Here is a 15,991-nt window from a genome sequence, read left to right on the forward strand (position 1 = left end):
GATGGCGCCGTAGGCTGTGGCGCGTGACGCGGCCCGCCATCACCCGAACCTTGGACACGCTGCGCGCGCTGGGCTTGACGATCGTGGCCACCGCTCGTCAGCTGTCCACCCGTCGCTTGGTCCTGACCGCCGCGGTGGCAATCGCCGTGGTCGCCATCGCGCTGCTGGTCCGGTTGCCGACAGCGGTGGAGTTGAGGGACTGGTCGACATCGATGGGTCCGTGGTTTCCGCTGGCTTTTCTGGCTGCTCACATCGTGGTGACCGTGTTGCCGTTTCCGCGTACGGCGTTCACGCTGGCGGCTGGGTTGTTGTTCGGGCCCGTACTCGGGGTGACGCTCGCGGTGGCCGCCAGCACGGCCAGCGCGGTGATCGCGCTGGAGTTGGTCCGGGCGGCCGGCTGGCAACTCAGCCGGCTGGTCCGCCATCAAGCGATCGAGATGGTGGATGCCCGACTGCGCGAACGCGGATGGGTTGCGGTCATGTCGCTGAGGCTGATTCCCGCGGTGCCGTTCGCCCCGCTGAACTATGCCGCGGGCGCGTCCGCAGTTCGGGTACTGCCGTACACGCTGGCGACCGTTGGGGGCGTGTTACCAGGCACGGCGGCGGTGGTGACCTTGGGCGACGCGCTCACCGGTCACGTCAGCCCGCTGCTTTTTCTCATATCGCTGTGCACCGGCCTCGTCGGAATGGCGTTGTTGGCGTACGAGATTCGTCTGCACCGTCGGCATCACCGCGCGCCGGCAACCGACGTCGACGACACCGCCGATAAGGCGTTGCGCGGCTGATCGGGCTCGGCGGCCGAATCCGGATCCGCGTATTTCGCTCCTCGCCATAGCCACAGGTCACGTATAGAATTGGGCGTTACCACAATTCGAGACGGCAAGACGGCGACAGATCGCCGTTGGTCTTCCGCTCAGCGACTAGGCAGCTAGTAACCAGCGTGGTGACAGTCTGGGGAGGCACCCGCACCATGAACTCCAAGCGCATAGCCGCAGCGGCGGCGATCGCCGTCAGCGTGTCAACGCTGACCACCTGGATAGGGTCGGCCAACGCCGCGCCGACGGGCCCGCCCCCGAATTGCCCTTCCTGCCAGCAGGATGCGGATGGCCAATGGGGCATTCCGGCCGCAAAATGCTGGGCCTACGGGCGCGTCGGGCCGGGCAGCCCCTTGGGCGGCGGAGGGGTTCCGGGATACCTGCCGCAATGCAAGGTGTCCGCACCGCTGCCAAGCTGACCGCGTCGCATTTGCCTTCTCGCAATAGCCGCATGTCAGGTCTAGTATTGGGCGTTACCACGATTCGAAGGGCAAGACGGTGAGATACTTCGCCGTTGGTTTTTGCCACGTAGCCGGCTAGGCAGCTGATAACCAGCGTGGTGACAGTCTGGGGAGGCACCCGCACCATGAATTTCAAGCGCGTATCCGCCGCGGCGGCGATCGCCGTCGGCGTCGGCATGTCGTTGTCGACCGGCGGGATGGCCCTCGTCAGCGCCGCCCCGTCCGATCCGCCTCCGGGTGTTCCGGTGGTGCAGCCGGATCCCGGCGGTCCGGCGCCGGGCCTTCCAGCCGAAAAATGCTGGCGGTACGGGCGTTCCGGGGGCGGTAACCCTCGAGGCGGCGGCGGAGTACCGGGGTTCTTGCCGCCGTGTGCCGGCCGCTCCTGATCGAGCCGGCGTCGGCTTAGCCGACTCGGCGAGTTCTCCCATTTCTTAGCGAAGTTTTCTCAGCGCTCGGCACGTGGTTATCTCCCCAAATCTGGGTACTCGGCAAACTGGCGTTCGCGCAGCGTGGCGAGGGTGATTTCGGTGTCGCCCAGCCGATCAAGCGCGACAAATGAAAACACACGAAGGAACACGAGCCATGGATATTTCGCGCAAGGCCAAGACTGCGGTTATTGCCGCCGCCGTCGGCATATCAGCATTCACCTTCGGCGTCGGCCCGGTCAGCGCATTTCCGCTGGACCCGCCGCCGTCCCCGGCACCGGGTGGACCGGCGATGAAGGGTCCGGACGCATCCTCACCGGCAACGACAAACATTCCGCGCCCTGGCGTCGGGCCCGGCGGAGCGCACGGCGGCCAGAACCAGACCAAGGCACCCGGAAATTGACAGAGCGAAAGACCCACTACTGAGCCAGTTTCGGGCCGGCGGCACGAGTAGAGCTAGTCGAACCCCTCGACCAAGTCGCGGGCTTCTTGCTCGGTCTCGACCGTCGGCGGCGACCCAGGAAGCCGCTTGCCGGCGACCTCGGGGGTGAACGCCAGCGTCACAATGCCGACCAACCCGGCCACCATGAGCATGTACGCCGGCACCATCGGGTTGCCGGTGCCTGCGACCAACGCTTGGGCAACCAGCGGCGTCGTCCCGCCGAAGGCCGATATCGAGACGTTGTAGGAGATGGCCAGCGCTCCGTTGCGGACTTTGGTCGGAAACAGTGCCGGCATCGTGGCAGGCGAGGTGCTGTCGAAGCACAGTTCCATCAGACCGATCAGCAGCACGCCGAGAAAAATCAGCGGGTAGCCGCCGCCGTGTCGGATGAGGAGGAAGGCCGGGATCGACGCCGCGATCAACAGCACACAACCCGTCCGCATGATGGGTTTCACCCCGATCCGGTCGGACAGCGCAGCGACGAACACCAGCAGGATCGCCAGGATGGTCAACGCCCCGGTGATCATCGCCAGCCCGGCTGAGTGTCCGAGGTGGACGACGACCCCCAAGTAGGTCGGCAGGTACCCGGTCAACATGTAATCGGCGGCGTTGGAGGTGTAGACCAGTGCCGCGCAAATCAGCATCGGCCTCCACTGCTCGGCGATCGTCTGGCGGTACCCCTGCGACTCTTCGCCGGCGGCTTCGGCGTTTCGCTGTGCCTCCTGGAAGGCAGGAGACTCCTCCAGCCTCATCCGCAGGACTATTGCCATGACGCCCAGCGGCGCGCTCAGTAATAGCGGCACTCGCCATCCCCAGGTCAGCCAGTCGTGGCTGGGCAGCCAGGCCTGCAGCGCGGTGACCATCAGACCCGCGGCGATGAACCCGCCGAGATTGCCCAGCGGCAGGAAGCCGACGATCATTCCGCGTTTGCGATCCGGCGCCTGCTCGACGACGTAGGTCATCGCGCCGACGTACTCGCCGCCGGTGGACAGCCCCTGAAAGACTCGTCCGACGACGAGCAGGATCGGCGCCCAAACGCCGATGGCGCTGTAGGTCGGCAGCAACCCCGTCCCCGTGGTGCCGATCGTCATCAGCACGATGGTGATCATCAGCACCCGCTTACGGCCGATCCGATCACCGAGCGGGCCGAAGATGAACCCCCCGATGGGACGCACCACGAACGCTGCTGCCAGCGTGCTGAACGTGGCGATCAGATGGACCGAGCTGACGCTGTTGCCGGGGTAGAAGACCTGCGCAATCGTGGTGGCGATGTAGCCGTAGACGCCGAAGTCGTACCACTCCATGAAGTTGCCGATCGACGCGCCCTTGATGGACCGACGCGTCATCTCGGGGTCGGCAACCTGGATCTGGTCGAGGGTCCATCTGCGCCGGCGCCGCCGACCCAGACCGGGCAACCGGCGCGCAGTATTCATCGCGGCGTTAGGTACCCATTGCCTGCCATTTTGAACGCGACGCGGTCAATGCCGCCTACGGAACGGTTGGGCAACCAGCACCCTCATGCCTGTCTCCGATCGCGCTCGTCCCACCACTTGCGGCGATGGTAGAGGCGAGCCCTGACAAGCCCGCCGCGTTAAGCCTGGTCCGGTCCCTTGGCGGTCAGCGCCGCGTACGTCGCCAGAAACGACGCAGCCGGTATGACGTTGACGAGGCGATCACGGACCCGGAGGTGGGCGCCGACGGCGAGCACGAAGTACAGCGTCAGCATGGCCGTGGTGAGGCGCGCCAACCCCGGAAACCGGCTGGCGGAAACCAGTCCGATCGCCGAGGCCGCTTTCGAGACCGGAAATATCCACCGGATGTCTTGCGGAACTCCAAGACTGTCAAGGGTTTTCGCGATCGGCGCGACCGGGATCGCACACGCTACGGCGTCGACGGCCTGGAATGCAGCCAAACCCGCATAGGTCTTCGGCGACGTCAGAGCGCTCATGTCACGGCCTCAGCTCGTGCTGGGGCGGCAACGTGCCGTCTGAGGTCAGACGCGCGTCCGCCTCCGCCTTGGCTACCGCCTGGACGATCGCCGGGTCGGTCTCGGTGGAGAACCAGCCCTCCATGTCCTCGTCGTCATGCTCTGGCGCCGGGGTGGTGTCGACCGGCGATGGCTCGTACCGGAACACCCCGTCCTGGCCCTGAGTGCCCAGCTGCTTGGCGAAACCCTGCAACGCCGCGTTGAAGTCGCTGGGCACTACCCACACTTTGTTGGCATCGCCGCGCGCCATCTCCGGCAGGGTCTGCAGATACTGGTAGGCCAGCATCTCCGGGGTGGGCCGGCCGGCCTTGATCGCGGCGAACGTCTTCTCGATTGCCTTGGCCTGCCCCTGCGCCCGCATATAGGCCGCGGCGCGCTCACCCTGAGCGCGCAGCATCTGAGACTGCCGACCGGCCTCGGCGGACAGGATCGCGGCCTGCTTTGCGCCCTCGGCGGCCAGAATCTGTGCTTGCTTGGCGCCTTCGGCCTCCGTGATCGCGGCCTGCCGATTCCCTTCGGCAGTCAGGATCATCGCCCGCTTCTCCCGGTCGGCCTTCATCTGCTTTTCCATCGAAGCTTGAATCGACGGCGGCGGGTCGATGCTGCGCAGCTCTACCCGGGCCACCCGCAGACCCCACCGGCCGGTCGCCTCGTCGAGCACGCCGCGCAGCTGACCGTTGATCTTGTCGCGGGAGGTCAGGGTCTGCTCCAGCGTCATGCCACCGACCACGTTGCGCAGCGTGGTGGTGGTCAGCTGCTCGACGCCGACGATGTAGTTGCTGATCTCGTAGACGGCTGCCTGTGGCACGGTGACCTGGAAATACACCACCGTGTCGATGTTCAGCGTCAGGTTGTCCTCGGTGATCACCGGCTGCGGCGGGAACGACACCACCCGTTCGCGCAGGTCCACCCGGGCGCGGACCCGATCGATGAACGGGATCAGCAGGGTCAGCTGCCCACTGATCGTGCGGCTGTAGCGACCCAGCCGTTCGATCACCGCGGCCTCGGCCTGCGGGATCAGCGTCACCGACTTGGCCACCACGATGATTGCGAACACCACCAATACAGCGAACAGCAACAACCCGGCACTAGCGGCCATGAGATTTCTCCTAGTTCTTCAAAAGATTACGGACTTTTCCAGACCACCGCGGTGGCCCCATCGATACGCATGACGGTGACCCGTTCGCCGGGCTCGAACTCGTCACCCTCATTCATTGGCCTCGCGGTCCACACCTGACCGTCCAATTTCACCTGGCCCGCATCGCGCGTCACGTGGTCGAGCACCAGCGCGGGCTTGCCTTCCAGCGCTTCGATTCCTGTCGACAGGCTTTTCGGCGGGGTCAGGCGCCGTCTCAGCTCGGGCCGCACCAACGCCAGCAGCAGCACCGACACCACCAGGAACACCGCGCCGTCGACCCAGATCGGCGCGCCCAGCAGCCAGCTGGATCCGGCCGCGGCCAGCGCGCCGCCACCCAACATGAGCAGGAACATGTCCCCGGTCAGCGCCTCGGTACCGGCCAGCCCCAACGCGACGATGAGCCAGATCACAGCCGCAGACATGCCGTCAGGATATCGCGTGCTCGGCCACACCCATGGTGAACAACTAGACTGCCAATCCATGTGGTGCCCAAGCGCAACGCTCTCGGTCTGGGCCAATGCCTGGCTGGCCGGCCAGGCTGCGCCCGATGACGTCCTTGACGCGTTATCGTGTTGGGCGCCAACACAATCCGTTACCGCCTATGACGCGGTCGCGGCTGGGCATACCGGGCTTCCGTGGCCCGACGTCCATGACGCGGGAGTAGTCTCGCTGCTCCAGACGCTGCGGATGGCCGCTGGACGCCCAGCAACGGGCGAACCGTCGATCACGGTGGTGCTGCCGATTCCCGGCGACGTCCGGCGCCTGCCGCCAGGCAGCCAGTTCGGGCGCGACGCGATCACCGCGGGTGAGGCGGTTATCGTGACCCACCCGGACGATCCCGGCAAGGCCGTCGGCCTGGTGCCCGAATTCGAGTACGGCGACTCCGGGGACGAATTCGAGGCACCGGAACTCGCGGCGCTGTCCTGGACGGTGTACTCGCTGCCCAACGCCCCGGTGATCGACCGCATCGAGTTGGGCGAGGCCGAATACGACCTACGGCTGGCTGTGCGATCCGCCGCGGACACCCTCACCACCATCGGGCTCGGCTCGGCCGGAGTCGATGTCGACGATCCGCGTGGAATGGTAGAGCAGTTGCTGGAATCGACTCGGCACCACCAGATTCCCGAACCGGCGCCGTCACGGGCACTGCGAGTGCTGGAGAACGCCGCCCATGTCGACGCGATCATCGCCGTCAGCGCCGGGCTGAGCAGAATCGGCACCCAGTCGCTTTCGGAGGCACAGATCGCCACTGACGCGTTGCGGCCGTTGGCCGCGGTCGTGCGATCGGCGAGAACGGCTGCGCTCACCGCGATTCTGCACGCCGCCTGGCAGCGCTAGTCCTGACCCGACTGGGCCGGCCAGACCTCAGCGGCGCAGTGCGGCGGGCGGCACGGCTGCCCGTTGATACCAGCCGCGCAGCCGGGCACCGGGTCCGGTCCGCTCACTCGGGCGGGACCCCGGTCGCCGCGAAGTTCGTCGATCAGGTCCACCGCAAGCTGAGCGAACCGTGGGTCGGCGTTGGGCGTGCTCACCCGGGCCAACGCGACCGCGGCCGCATCGGTTTGCTCCCGTAGCTCGGTGTCGAGGTCCCACACCACCTCGATGTGGTCGGCGACGAAACCGATCGGGCAGACGATGACGGCCTTCGTGCCGGCCGCGGTGAGGGCGGCTACGTGGTCGGCCACGTCCGGTTCCAGCCACGGCACTTGCGGCGGGCCCGACCGTGACTGCCAGACCACGTCGTAGTCGTCGTATCCCGCCCTCACGGCGACAAGCTTTGCGGCATAACGCACTTGGCGGCTGTACAGCTGTGGTCCGAGGCGGTCGTCGGCGGCCACCGGCACCGAGTGCGCGGTGAACACCAGCCGCGCGCCGGTGGGCACAGTGCCCGCCGCTTCGACGACGTTGTCGGCGAACATCTCGATGAAGAGCGGGTGGTCGAAGTAGCGCCGCAGTTTGACCAGCTCGGGCGCATCGGGACCGACCGCGCGCCGGGCCCTGTCGAGATCCTCGGCATATTGACTGCAGCCCGAGTATCCACTCCACGCCGACGTGGTGAATACCGCTGCACGCCGAATACCGTTGTCGCGCATGGCCGCAACCGCATCCTCGACGTACGGACCCCAGTTGCGGTTGCCGAAGTAGACCGGGATGTCCAGCGCCGCCTGCAGCGTGGCGATCAGCTCTCGGTTGATCCGGTTGATCGGCGACACCCCGCCGAAGTGCAGGTAGTGCTGCGCCACGTCGTCGAGCCGTTCCGATGGCACATTGCGGCCCCGGGTGACGTTCTCCAGGAACGGTCGCACCTGTTCCGGACCTTCTGGGCCCCCGAAGGACAGCAGCAAAACGGCATCGAAGTCCATTGCGTACTAAAGCAACTGCGTGCTGGCGCCGCCGTCGGCGTAGATGATCGACCCGGTGGTGGCCGGCAGCCACTCGGACAGCAGTGCACACACCGTCTTGGCCACCGGTGTCGGGTCTTTCATGTTCCACCCGATCGGAGCGCGCTGGTCCCAGCCCTCTTCGAGCAACTGCATCTGGGCGCCCGCCTCGTCGCCGAGCGCGCCTCCGACGATGGCGCTCATCGCCAACGTCCGAATCGGGCCTGCGGCAACAAGATTCGACCGGACACCGTACTTACCGGCTTCGCGCGCGACGAAGCGGTTGACCGACTCCAGCGCGCTCTTGGCCACCGTCATCCAGTTGTACGCCGGCATGGCCCGCGTCGGGTCGAAGTCCATTCCGACGATCGAGCCCCCGGGATTGATGATCGGCAGCAGAGCCTTGGCCAGCGAGGCGTACGAATACGCCGAGATGTGAATACCTTTGGAGACATCCTCGTAAGGCGCGTCGAAGAACGGGTTGATACCCATCCCGGTCTGCGGCATGAAGCCGATGGAGTGCACGGCGCCGTCGAGCTTGTTGCCCTCGCCGATCTCGGCGGTCACGCGCTCAGCGAGTGTGTCGAGATGCTTTTCGTCTTGCACGTTGAGCTCGATCAGCGGCGCCTTCTCCGGCAGCCGGTCGGCGATGCGCTGGATCAACCGCAGCCGGTCGAATCCGGTCAGCACCAGCTGAGCGCCCTCTTCCTGGGCCACCCTGGCGATGTGAAACGCGATCGACGCGTCGGTGATGATCCCGCTGACCAGGATCCGTTTACCTTCGAGCAGTCCTGCCATGTCCGTCCCAGTTCTTCAGTTCTCGTGAATCATTCAGTGGCCCATGCCCATACCGCCGTCGACCGGGATGACCGCACCGGAGATGTAGCTCGCATCCTCCGACGCGAGGAAGCTGACGACCCCGGCGACCTCGGCGGCGGTACCGACCCGCTTCGCCGGGATGAAATCCAGCGCACCCTCCTGGATTCGTTCGTCCAGCGAGCGCGTCATGTCGGTGTCGATGTAGCCCGGAGCGACCACGTTGGCCGTCACATTGGCCTTGGACAGCTCTCGGGAAATCGAGCGGGCCATCCCGATCACACCGGCCTTGGAGGCCGCATAGTTGGCCTGGTTGCCGATGCCCCACGTCCCCGAGACCGAGCCGATGAAGATCAGGCGGCCGAACCGCTTCCGCTGCATGCTGCGCGAGGCCCGCTGGACCACCCGAAACGCGCCGGTGAGGTTGGCGTCGATGACCTTTTCGAATCGCTCCTCGGTCATCCGGATGAGGAACGCGTCCGCGGAGACGCCGGCGTTGGACACCACGACCTCGACCGGGCCCTGATGCTCTTCGACAGCGGCGAAGGCGCGATCGACGGCGTCGTTGTCGGTGACGTCGCACTCGACGCCGAACAATCCCTCGGGCGCGCCGGATCCGCGGTGCGTGACGGCGACCTTGTGGCCGTCCGCGGCCAGCCGCTGCGCGATGGCCAACCCGATCCCGCGGTTTCCGCCGGTGACCAGGACCGAACGAGGTACGAACGCAGGCTTACCGCCGTCGGTGGCTATCTCAGTCACCCCGACAACCTATCGCTTGACCGCGGCATCGCCGAAATCGCCCGGCGTTGGTGTGGGGGCCCCGAGCGTAACGCCACAGCCCGATCCGCCGCGTTTCCCCGCGCTGGCGTTACGTTGGCCAATGGTGTCGGCCTGACGCGGCACACTGCCGGTCATGGACTCGCCATTCCTAGGGACCGAGGCGCTTGCCGCGGGCCACGTGACGCCATACGAGCTGCGGACCAAGTTCATCGCACTGCACCGGGATGTGTACCTCGCCAAAGAACTACAGCTGACGCCGGTGCGACGGGCGAAGGCTTGCTGGCTGCGATCGCGGCGGCGCGGGATACTCGCCGGCTTCTCGGCGTCCGCGCTGCACGGTGCGCGTTGGATCAATCCTGCTTGGCCGGCGACGATAATCGATACCAACCGCCGCCCGGTCGAGGGTGCACGGGTCTGGGAAGAAAGCATCGAAGGCGACGAGGTCGGCCTGGCGGACGGCATGCGGATCACCAGTCCGGCTCGAACCGCGCTCGACCTGGCTCGACGGTATCCACGTGACGTGTCGGTCGCTGCCATTGACGCGCTCGCGCAGGCGGTCGAGCTGAAGCCTGCCGATATCGACCTGCTCGTCGAACGCTACAAAGGCCGCCGCGGGATGAGTCGCGCCCGGGTGGCCCTGGAGTTGATCGACGGCGGCGCCCAGTCGCCGAGAGAGACGTGGCTGCGACTGTTGCTGTTGGGCGACGGGCTACCTCCACCGCAGACTCAAATCGCTATTCGCAACGAATTCGGCTATGCCGAAGCATATTTGGATATGGGCTGGGAAGACATGTTGGTCGCCGTCGAGTACGACGGCGACCAACATCGAACCGATCGCGCACAGTATGTCAAGGACATCCGGCGGTCCGAAATGCTTGGCCGCCGCGGCTGGATCGTCGTTCGGGTGATCGCCGAAGACCATCCGCAGGACGTTCTGAGGCGTGTCCGTGAGGCGATGGCCCGCCGCGGGTGGCGCCCAGCGTAACGCTGCTGCCGGAAGCACCGCGATTTTTCGCTGCGGCGTTACGCTCGCCGGCCAACGGACTAGGCCGGCAGCCGCCGGTTGATCAGCAGTGCTGCCAGCCCGGCCAACGCCAGCACCAGCGAACCCAGCCGGAGCCAGCCGACGCTCGCGTCGCCCCGGATCGTCTCGTAGCCGATCTGCTCCTGCAGCGAGGCGTAGACCTGCTTGAGCTCCTGCAGGTTCGACGCGTCGTAATGGCTGCCATTGGAGAGCTCGGCGACCTTCTTCATAGTGCTGTCGTCGACCGGGACGGGCTGACGCTGACCGTTGATCTCCACGAAGCCGTACGGGGTCCCGAACGAGATCGTCGAGATCGGCACGCCCTGGTCTTTAGCGGTACGAGCCGCGGTGAACGCCCCTTTCGGATTGTCCGGGTTCGTCGGCATCGTCTCCTTGCCGTCGGAGAACAGCACGATACGAGCCGGCGGCGGGGTGTCGCCCCCGCCGATCACCGCGCCGACGGTCGCAATGGCCTGCAGCGCGGTGAAGATGCCCTCGCCGGTGGCGGTGCGGTCGGCGAACTGCAGCTTGTCCAGCGCGGCTTTGGTCGCGTCGCGGTTGGTGGTCGGCTGGACGAGCACGGTCGACGTTCCCGCGTAGGCGATCAGGCCGAGGTTGATGCCCGGGGTCAGCTCACCGGCGAACTCCTTGGCCGCCACTTCGGCCGCGGCCATCCGGTTGGGTTCGACATCGGTGGCCCGCATCGACTGCGAGACGTCGATGACGAGCATCACGACCGCGCGGTTGCGTGGAATCCGGACATCGTGGGTCGGGCCGGCCATCGCGACAGTGAACAGCAGCAGCGAGGCCACCAGCAGGATCGCCGACAGGTGACGCCATCGGGTGGGTTGTTTGGGCGCAACGCTTTCCAGCAGCTCCATGTTGGCGAACCGCAGCATGCGCCGCTGGCGGGCCAGCTGAGCGATCACATACAGCGCGGCCAGAGCCAGGATCACCAGCAGGAAGAGGAAGAACCACGGGTGCGAGAACCCGGAAAGCGTCATCGGCCCGAGCAACGGCAATGTCATAGCAGACCCGTCTTGCTGTTAAGGCCCGCCGCGAAGAAAGCGTGAGTCACTGGCGCCCCGCCAGTGCACCGCGTCGGCGGGATTCGACGAAACGGACGATGTCGGCGATCCAATCTCGATCAGTTCGCAGCGACATCAGCGGCGCCCCGCAGCTGCGCAGGGTGCGCGACACGTCGGCGCGATGCGCCGCGGCGGCCTTCGCGAAGTCGTCGCGCAGTTGCTCGTCGATGGTGAATTCGCGGGAGCGCCCCGTCTCGGCGTCCTGCAGGAGCACATCGCCGACGTCGGGGAGCTCGACGTCGCGCGGGTCGAGGATCTCGATGCCGAGCACCTCGTGGCGGGCGGCGATCGCCCGCATCGGCCGCATCCAGTTGATCGGTCCGAGGAAGTCACTGATGACGACTGCCATCCCGCGGCGGCGTTCCGGACGGCGCAGCGCGTCGATGGCCAACGACAGATCACCACGCACCCCGACCGGAGCCTTGGGCATGGTGGCGATGGTGCGTAACAGCGTCTGCTCGTGCTGACGCCCGGAGCGGGCCGGCACCCGAGTTACCCTCTCGCCGTTGGCAATCACCGCGCCGAGCCGGTTTCCGCCGCCACTGTTGAGGAAGGTGATGGCAGCCGCGGCGGCCACCGCCAGGTCGCGCTTCTCGCAGATAGCCGTGCCGAAGTCCAGGCTCGCCGACAGGTCCACCACCACCCAGGTTTCCAGTTCCCGGTCGGCGATCATCTGCCGCACATGCGGGTGGCTGGTACGCGCGGTGACCGCCCAGTCCATCCGGCGCACGTCGTCGCCGGGCTGATACTCGCGCGACTCCCCTGGCTCCGACCCCGGACCCGGGATCAGGCCGAGGTGGTCCCCATGCAACACACCGTCGAGCTTGCGTTTGACCGTGAGCTCGAGGGTCCGCAACGCGGCCGACAGCTTGGGGTCGTCGATGTTGCCGCGCTGCATCGACGGCGGACGATTGGCCGCAGACGAGTCCGCTGCGGATTTGCTATCGGTCACCGACCGCTAGCCGCACCCGCGGCCTGCATCGCCGGGGGCACCGAATGACCTTGTTGCGGAACGGCATTCACCTGCGGCATCCCGATGGTCTGCAGCACCCGGTTGATGACAATTTCCGACGAGATTTCGTCAGCCAGTGCGTCGTAGGTGAGAACCAGCCGGTGCCGAAGCACGTCCGGGATCACCTCGACGATGTCTTGCGGGATCACGTAGTCGCGGCCACGGACCAGCGCCAGCGAACGCGACGCGGCGATGATGCCCAGCGAGGCACGCGGCGACGCGCCGAACGAGATCCAGCTCTTGACGTCGTTCATCCCGAGTTGTTCGGGGTGCCGGGTGGCGGTCACGACCCGGACGACGTAATCGACCAGGGCGTGGTGCACGAAGTTGTTCGCGGCGAGGTCCTGCAACCGCAGCAAATCACCGGTGTCGAGGATCTGCTTGGGCTCCGGGGGCTTGACGCCCATCCGGTAGATGATCTCGCGCTCTTCCTCCGGCGACGGGTAGGTCACGTTGATCTTGAATAGAAAGCGGTCCCGCTGCGCCTCGGGCAGTGGGTAGACGCCCTCGTGCTCGATGGGGTTCTGGGTGGCCATCACCAGGAACGGGTTGGGCAACGGGAATCGCTTGCCACCGATCGACACCTGGCGCTCCTGCATGACCTCCAGCAGAGCCGACTGCACCTTGGCCGGTGCACGGTTGATCTCGTCGGCGAGCAGGAAGTTGGCGACAACCGGGCCGAGTTCGGTGTCGAACTCTTCTTTGCCCTGCCGGTAGATGCGGGTACCGATGATGTCGGTGGGCACCAGGTCGGGGGTGAATTGGATGCGGGCGAACGTTCCGCCGACCACCTTCGCGAAGGTCTCCACAGCCAGCGTCTTGGCGACACCAGGCACACCCTCGAGGAGGACGTGGCCCTTGGACAGCAGGCCGACAAGCATCCGCTCGACGAGCTGGTCCTGGCCGACGATGATCCGTTTGACCTCGAAGATCGCCCGCTCCAAGGTGTGCACTTCGGCCGCCAGGCCGTTGCCGCCACCGCCGGGGGCCGCGTGCGCAGGTGCCGTTGAAGCGCTGCCCGGACCCGAGTAACCGCTGGTGCCCGGCGGCGGCCCGCCTGCTGATGTCATCGATTACCCTCCACGGCTCAACCTTCCAAAGCTCAATCACACACGACTGCTCGCACCACGAACATCGCGGGGCAGCGGCGTGCCCTGGTTCAACTATTCCAGGCCAGTTGGGATCCGTCGACGTGGCCGCCCGCCCGGCGACGATTCAGGCCGCGGGCGGCCTGCGGAGGAGCCGGGCAATCTAGCCCCGCCCGGCGACGATTCAGGCCGCGGGCGGCCTGCGGTGGGGGCACCCCCAGCCGCGCAGCGGCGAGGGGGCGAGCCGGGCAATCCAGCCCCGGCCGCGCCCACCCAAAGCACGTCTCAGTACTCGATGATCCGGGTCAGGAACGGCGTCATGCCGCCCTTGCGCACCGGGCTGACGGTCACCTTTCCGGCGCTCCCGGACGCCTCCAGCATCTGACCGTTACCCAGATAGATGGTGACGTGCTGGCCTCCACCCGGGCCGTAGAAGATCAGGTCGCCGCGCCTGGCCTGCGAGGGCGGAATGTGCCGACCGGCCTTGTACTGGTCGCCGGAGAACCTGGGCAGCAGCACGCCCACCCCGGCGAAGCTGTAACGAACCAGGCCCGAGCAGTCGAACCCGACGATGTTGGCGCCGGAGTCGATGCCCTTGCTCGGCGAGTTGGGAGTACCACCACCCCACGAATACGGAACGCCCATCTGCGAGGAGCCGCGGCGGATCACATATTCGACCGCCTGCCGGCCGTAGACCCGCGGGATCCCATTGGCGCCGGTGCTGGGCGGACTACCGCCCAGGTTGATTCCGAGGCCGCTGAGGAATTGCTGTCCCAGGCCGAGCGTCGTCTGGGTGGCCTGAGCGGTGGCCTGCAGCGACTGGTTGGCCATGGCCACCGGATCCCCCGGCGCCCCCGCGCTGATCGTCGGCGGCAGCGTCGGATCCCACGCGCCGTCCTCCGCGTTCGCGGGAGCCGCCAGCCCGATCAGCAGGCTGACAGCAACCAGCACCGGCCAGGCCACCCTGGTCCGGCGCACACCGCGCGAGTCGTCAAACCCTTGGCGCATAAGTCCTTTCACCGCATCAGTATTCGATGTAGCGGATCACGTACGGCGTCATGCCGCTGGTGCGGACCGGCGCGATACGGACCTTCAGCCCGACATCGGGGGCCTCGAGCATCTGCCCCTGGCCCAGATAGAGCGTCACGTGCTGGCTGCCGCCGGGGCCGTAAAAGATCACGTCGCCGCGGCGCATCTGCGAGGCCGGGATCTTGCGGCCGAGGTCGTACTGCGCGCCCGAATAGTGCGGCAGCTTGATGCCCACACCGGCGAACGCGTAGAGAATCAGGCCGGAGCAGTCGAAGCCGGTGGTGCCCGAGCCCGACCCGATGCCCTTGCCCGGGCCGGCCGCGGTGCCACCACCCCACGAATACGGGACACCGATCTGCGAGCCGGCACGGCGGATCACATACTCGGATGCCTGCCGACCGTAAACCCGCGGGATCTTCCCGTTGGTGAAACCTGATGGCGTAGGCGCCAATCCGAGCTGCTGCAAGAAGCTGCGACCCATGTTGGAGGTGACCTCCGACGAGGTCGACATCGTCCCGAGGACCTTGTTGAGAACCGCGACCGGGTCACCGGGCACGTTGGCGCTGGGCACCATCGGCAGCGTCGGGTCCCACGCGCCGTCCCAGTTGGCACCGTTGCCCTGCGGCCGGTTGGGCGAGCCCGGCGCGGCCGGGTCCCATCGGTCTCCGGGGGACGACACCGCCCGCTGGCCGGCATCCGGTCCGCCCGCGGATGCCGTCCAATTGCGGGCGGCGTCGAGTCTGGATTGGGCCGCGCTACGTTCGTCGGCCAGTCGGGTGACTTCTTGCTGCTGTTCACCGAACTTGTGCTGGGCATCGGTCAGCGCGGCCACCGCCGCGTTCTGGCTGGATTGTGCGTCCCCGACGGACTTGTCGGCCTTCTGCTTGGCCAGCCGCGCGGTGGATTCCTTGTTGAGTTGCTCGGTGCGGGCGCGCTGCAGGTTGTCCATCACCTGCTGCGATCCGGCAGCCAGGGTCTGGCCGGCGGCCGCGGTCGCGATCATGTCGTCGGGATTCCTGGCCGTGAGGTAGCTGTCCGACGGGCCGTTGACGTAGCTGGCGACCGCGAAACGGTCGAACCGCTTCTGCGCGGCGGCAATTGCGACGTCGGCGTCTTTGACCGAGTGCTGGCTGGTTTCGACATCGTGTTGCGCAGCCGCCGCGTTGTCGCGCGCCGTCTCGACATCGACGACCGCCTTATTGACGCTCTCTTCCTCGCTCTGGATCTGCGCATTGAGATCCTGCAGGCGCTGATTGGCCTGCGCCACGTCGGCGATCAGCTTGGCCATCGTGTCCGGGTCGGCTTTGGCCAGACCAGGCGTGCCCAGCAACATGGCCACGCTGAGTACCGCCGGGCAGAGCCGGAGGATGAACGGTGTCGCCGATCGGACAGACGAGCCGCGGCAGTTGCGTCTCATTCGACTCGGGTCTCCTTGGCTCAACGCGGGCGGGCGGCGCTGGAAATTCGGAACCCCAGTTATCACTGGAAGCACGAATAAACCAAAT

General features: G+C 66.7%; 18 protein-coding genes. 6 read left to right on the forward strand and 12 right to left on the reverse strand.

The genetic code is table 11. The annotated features are described in order from the left end of the window. Positions 1-23 precede the first annotated feature (23 nt). The 4 genes from ACQY5A_RS09295 (at position 24) to ACQY5A_RS09310 (ending at position 2,104) form a co-directional block, all read left to right on the forward strand. Positions 24-785, forward strand: a complete 762-nt coding sequence (locus tag ACQY5A_RS09295; RefSeq protein ID WP_428340092.1) for a TVP38/TMEM64 family protein — start codon at positions 24-26, stop codon at positions 783-785. 158 nt (positions 786-943) lie between these two features. Then, on the forward strand, positions 944-1,234 hold the full coding sequence (locus ACQY5A_RS09300; protein WP_428340093.1) for a hypothetical protein: 291 nt from the start codon (positions 944-946) through the stop codon (positions 1,232-1,234). Between the two features lie 167 nt (positions 1,235-1,401). Beyond that, positions 1,402-1,662: a hypothetical protein gene (locus ACQY5A_RS09305; protein ID WP_428340094.1), complete on the forward strand. Its 261-nt coding sequence runs from the start codon at positions 1,402-1,404 to the stop codon at positions 1,660-1,662. Between the two features lie 196 nt (positions 1,663-1,858). After that, positions 1,859-2,104, forward strand: a complete 246-nt coding sequence (locus ACQY5A_RS09310) for a hypothetical protein (protein ID WP_428340095.1) — start codon at positions 1,859-1,861, stop codon at positions 2,102-2,104. 53 nt (positions 2,105-2,157) lie between these two features. Here ACQY5A_RS09310 and ACQY5A_RS09315 read toward each other — a convergent pair whose 3' ends face one another. From ACQY5A_RS09315 to ACQY5A_RS09330, 4 genes are all read right to left on the reverse strand, one after another. Then, entirely contained in the window at positions 2,158-3,489 is a 1,332-nt protein-coding gene (locus ACQY5A_RS09315) for an MFS transporter (RefSeq protein WP_428340454.1), read from the reverse strand. Positions 3,490-3,734: 245 nt separating this feature from the next. After that, entirely contained in the window at positions 3,735-4,091 is a 357-nt protein-coding gene (locus ACQY5A_RS09320; RefSeq protein ID WP_428340096.1) for a DoxX family protein, read from the reverse strand. 1 nt (position 4,092) lies between these two features. Then, entirely contained in the window at positions 4,093-5,229 is a 1,137-nt protein-coding gene (locus ACQY5A_RS09325; protein WP_428340097.1) for an SPFH domain-containing protein, read from the reverse strand. Positions 5,230-5,255: 26 nt separating this feature from the next. Beyond that, the gene (locus ACQY5A_RS09330) at positions 5,256-5,690 is read right to left on the reverse strand and encodes an NfeD family protein (protein ID WP_428340098.1); all 435 of its coding nucleotides are present in this window, start codon (positions 5,688-5,690) and stop codon (positions 5,256-5,258) included. Positions 5,691-5,748: 58 nt separating this feature from the next. On the opposite strand from ACQY5A_RS09330, the gene ACQY5A_RS09335 reads away from it, so the two are divergent. Further along, complete coding sequence (locus ACQY5A_RS09335; protein WP_428340099.1) at positions 5,749-6,606, forward strand: hypothetical protein; 858 nt, start codon at positions 5,749-5,751, stop codon at positions 6,604-6,606. On the opposite strand, the gene ACQY5A_RS09340 is transcribed toward ACQY5A_RS09335, so the two are convergent. From ACQY5A_RS09340 to fabG1, 3 genes are read right to left on the reverse strand one after another with little or no spacing between them, the layout of a single operon-like run. Then, positions 6,603-7,631, reverse strand: a complete 1,029-nt coding sequence (locus ACQY5A_RS09340) for a ferrochelatase (RefSeq protein WP_428340100.1) — start codon at positions 7,629-7,631, stop codon at positions 6,603-6,605. The genes ACQY5A_RS09335 and ACQY5A_RS09340 overlap by 4 nt on opposite strands. Before the next feature lie 6 nt (positions 7,632-7,637). Further along, the gene (gene inhA / locus ACQY5A_RS09345; RefSeq protein WP_428340101.1) at positions 7,638-8,447 is read right to left on the reverse strand and encodes an NADH-dependent enoyl-ACP reductase InhA; all 810 of its coding nucleotides are present in this window, start codon (positions 8,445-8,447) and stop codon (positions 7,638-7,640) included. Between the two features lie 33 nt (positions 8,448-8,480). Beyond that, a complete protein-coding gene (gene fabG1, locus ACQY5A_RS09350) occupies positions 8,481-9,224 on the reverse strand; it encodes a 3-oxoacyl-ACP reductase FabG1 (protein ID WP_428340102.1) in 744 nt (247 codons plus the stop codon). A gap of 154 nt (positions 9,225-9,378) precedes the next feature. Between fabG1 and ACQY5A_RS09355 the strand changes: the two genes are divergently transcribed. Next, complete coding sequence (locus ACQY5A_RS09355; RefSeq protein WP_428340103.1) at positions 9,379-10,230, forward strand: hypothetical protein; 852 nt, start codon at positions 9,379-9,381, stop codon at positions 10,228-10,230. Positions 10,231-10,289: 59 nt separating this feature from the next. Here the strand turns inward: ACQY5A_RS09355 and ACQY5A_RS09360 are convergent, their stop codons facing one another. The 5 genes from ACQY5A_RS09360 to ripA form a co-directional block, all read right to left on the reverse strand. Continuing rightward, complete coding sequence (locus ACQY5A_RS09360) at positions 10,290-11,297, reverse strand: VWA domain-containing protein (RefSeq protein WP_428340104.1); 1,008 nt, start codon at positions 11,295-11,297, stop codon at positions 10,290-10,292. A gap of 46 nt (positions 11,298-11,343) precedes the next feature. Further along, on the reverse strand, positions 11,344-12,255 hold the full coding sequence (locus ACQY5A_RS09365; RefSeq protein ID WP_428340455.1) for a DUF58 domain-containing protein: 912 nt from the start codon (positions 12,253-12,255) through the stop codon (positions 11,344-11,346). 50 nt (positions 12,256-12,305) lie between these two features. Further along, positions 12,306-13,439 carry an AAA family ATPase gene (locus tag ACQY5A_RS09370; RefSeq protein WP_428340105.1) on the reverse strand — a complete coding sequence of 378 codons (1,134 nt, stop codon included), beginning with the start codon at positions 13,437-13,439 and terminating at the stop codon, positions 12,306-12,308. A gap of 303 nt (positions 13,440-13,742) precedes the next feature. Then, entirely contained in the window at positions 13,743-14,435 is a 693-nt protein-coding gene (gene ripB, locus ACQY5A_RS09375) for an NlpC/P60 family peptidoglycan endopeptidase RipB (RefSeq protein WP_428340456.1), read from the reverse strand. A 46-nt stretch (positions 14,436-14,481) separates the two neighbouring features. Then, complete coding sequence (ripA, locus tag ACQY5A_RS09380; RefSeq protein WP_428340106.1) at positions 14,482-15,903, reverse strand: NlpC/P60 family peptidoglycan endopeptidase RipA; 1,422 nt, start codon at positions 15,901-15,903, stop codon at positions 14,482-14,484. Between the last annotated feature and the right edge of the window lie 88 nt (positions 15,904-15,991).

Origin of the sequence: Mycobacterium sp. (genome assembly GCF_965277065.1) — a bacterium.
Classification (GTDB): Bacteria; Actinomycetota; Actinomycetes; order Mycobacteriales; family Mycobacteriaceae; genus Mycobacterium.

Bases quoted from the DNA above. Each gene is read 5' to 3' on its own strand.
- ACQY5A_RS09305 (WP_428340094.1), top strand. From the start codon at position 1,402: ATGAATTTCAAGCGCGTATCCGCCGCGGCGGCGATCGCCGTCGGCGTC.
- ACQY5A_RS09310 (WP_428340095.1), top strand. From the start codon at position 1,859: ATGGATATTTCGCGCAAGGCCAAGACTGCGGTTATTGCCGCCGCCGTC.
- ACQY5A_RS09315 (WP_428340454.1), bottom strand. From the start codon at position 3,489: ATGACGCGTCGGTCCATCAAGGGCGCGTCGATCGGCAACTTCATGGAG.
- ACQY5A_RS09320 (WP_428340096.1), bottom strand. From the start codon at position 4,091: ATGAGCGCTCTGACGTCGCCGAAGACCTATGCGGGTTTGGCTGCATTC.
- ACQY5A_RS09325 (WP_428340097.1), bottom strand. From the start codon at position 5,229: ATGGCCGCTAGTGCCGGGTTGTTGCTGTTCGCTGTATTGGTGGTGTTC.
- ACQY5A_RS09330 (WP_428340098.1), bottom strand. From the start codon at position 5,690: ATGTCTGCGGCTGTGATCTGGCTCATCGTCGCGTTGGGGCTGGCCGGT.
- ACQY5A_RS09335 (WP_428340099.1), top strand. From the start codon at position 5,749: ATGTGGTGCCCAAGCGCAACGCTCTCGGTCTGGGCCAATGCCTGGCTG.
- ACQY5A_RS09340 (WP_428340100.1), bottom strand. From the start codon at position 7,631: ATGGACTTCGATGCCGTTTTGCTGCTGTCCTTCGGGGGCCCAGAAGGT.
- inhA (WP_428340101.1), bottom strand. From the start codon at position 8,447: ATGGCAGGACTGCTCGAAGGTAAACGGATCCTGGTCAGCGGGATCATC.
- ACQY5A_RS09355 (WP_428340103.1), top strand. From the start codon at position 9,379: ATGGACTCGCCATTCCTAGGGACCGAGGCGCTTGCCGCGGGCCACGTG.
- ACQY5A_RS09360 (WP_428340104.1), bottom strand. From the start codon at position 11,297: ATGACATTGCCGTTGCTCGGGCCGATGACGCTTTCCGGGTTCTCGCAC.
- ACQY5A_RS09365 (WP_428340455.1), bottom strand. From the start codon at position 12,255: ATGCAGCGCGGCAACATCGACGACCCCAAGCTGTCGGCCGCGTTGCGG.
- ACQY5A_RS09370 (WP_428340105.1), bottom strand. From the start codon at position 13,439: ATGACATCAGCAGGCGGGCCGCCGCCGGGCACCAGCGGTTACTCGGGT.
- ripA (WP_428340106.1), bottom strand. From the start codon at position 15,903: ATGAGACGCAACTGCCGCGGCTCGTCTGTCCGATCGGCGACACCGTTC.